At 61.8% G+C, this 1,766-nt stretch carries 1 protein-coding gene; it reads left to right on the forward strand.

Features of this window, described 5'->3' with window-relative positions; genetic code table 11:
• The coding region (locus tag AB0M79_RS36290) for an ATP-dependent Clp protease ATP-binding subunit (protein WP_364223358.1) at positions 1–1,766 on the forward strand (1,766 nt) is incomplete at both ends.

Here is a 1,766-nt window from a genome sequence, read left to right on the forward strand (position 1 = left end):
GGCAAGACCGCGGTGGTCGAGGGTTTGTCCCAGAAGATCATCAAGGGTGAGGTGCCGGAGACGCTGAAGGACAAGCAGCTTTACACGCTTGATCTGGGTGCTCTGGTCGCGGGTTCGCGGTATCGGGGTGATTTCGAGGAGCGCTTGAAGAAGGTGCTCAAGGAGATCCGTACCCGTGGTGACATCATCCTGTTCATCGACGAGATTCACACGTTGGTGGGTGCGGGTGCCGCGGAGGGTGCGATCGACGCGGCGTCGATTCTGAAGCCGATGCTGGCCCGTGGCGAGTTGCAGACGATCGGTGCGACGACGCTGGACGAGTACCGCAAGTATGTGGAGAAGGACGCGGCGTTGGAGCGGCGGTTCCAGCCGATCCAGGTGGGTGAGCCGTCGCTGGCGCACACGATCGAGATCCTGAAGGGTTTGCGGGACCGTTACGAGGCGCACCATCGGGTGACGATCACCGACGCGGCGTTGGTCGCGGCGGCGACGCTGGCGGACCGGTACATCTCGGACCGGTTCCTGCCGGACAAGGCGATCGATCTGATCGACGAGGCGGGTGCGCGGATGCGGATCCGTCGGATGACGGCGCCGCCGGACCTGCGGGACTTCGACGAGCGGATCGCGCAGGTGCGTCGGGACAAGGAGTCCGCGATCGACGCGCAGGATTTCGAGCGGGCGGCGCAGTTGCGGGACAAGGAGAAGCAGCTGCTGGGTCAGAAGGCGCAGCGGGAGAAGGAGTGGAAGGCCGGGGACCTGGACGTGGTGTCCGAGGTCGACGATGAGCAGATCGCCGAGGTCCTGGCGAACTGGACGGGTATTCCGGTGTACAAGCTGACCGAGGAGGAGACTTCCCGGCTGCTGCGTATGGAGGCCGAGCTGCACAAGCGGGTCATCGGTCAGGAGGATGCGGTCAGGGCGGTCTCCAAGGCGATCCGTCGTACCCGTGCCGGGTTGAAGGATCCGAAGCGTCCGTCGGGTTCGTTCATCTTCGCCGGCCCGTCCGGGGTTGGTAAGACGGAGCTGTCGAAGGCTTTGGCGGAGTTCCTGTTCGGTAGTGAGGACGCGCTCATCCAGTTGGACATGAGTGAGTTCCATGACCGGTACACGGTGTCGCGGCTGGTGGGTGCGCCTCCTGGTTATGTCGGCTACGACGAGGGTGGGCAGTTGACGGAGAAGGTCCGTCGTCGGCCGTTCTCGGTGGTGTTGTTCGATGAGATCGAGAAGGCTCATCCGGATGTGTTCAACACGTTGTTGCAGATCCTGGAGGACGGTCGGTTGACTGATGGTCAGGGTCGGATCGTGGACTTCAAGAACACGGTGATCATCCTGACGACGAACCTGGGTACGCGGGATGTGGCGAAGGCTGTGTCTCTTGGTTTCCAGGCTTCTGAGGACTCGGAGTCGAACTACGAGCGGATGAAGACGAAGGTCAACGATGAGTTGAAGCAGCATTTCCGGCCGGAGTTCCTGAACCGGATCGATGACACGATCGTGTTCCATCAGTTGCGGCAGACGGAGATCCTTTCGATTGTGGACATCATGATCGGTCGGATCGAGACGCAGTTGCGGAACAAGGACATGAGTATGGAGTTGACCGACGACGCCAAGCGGTATCTGGCGAAGAAGGGGTTCGACCCTGTGTTGGGTGCGCGTCCGTTGCGTCGGACGATCCAGCGTGACATCGAGGACAACCTGTCCGAGCGGATCCTGTTCAACGAGTTGAAGCCGGGCCAGATCGTCGTCATCGACTGCGAAGGCGACCC

This window comes from Polymorphospora sp. NPDC051019 (assembly GCF_040683055.1).
Lineage (GTDB): Bacteria > Actinomycetota > Actinomycetes > Mycobacteriales > Micromonosporaceae > Polymorphospora > Polymorphospora lycopeni.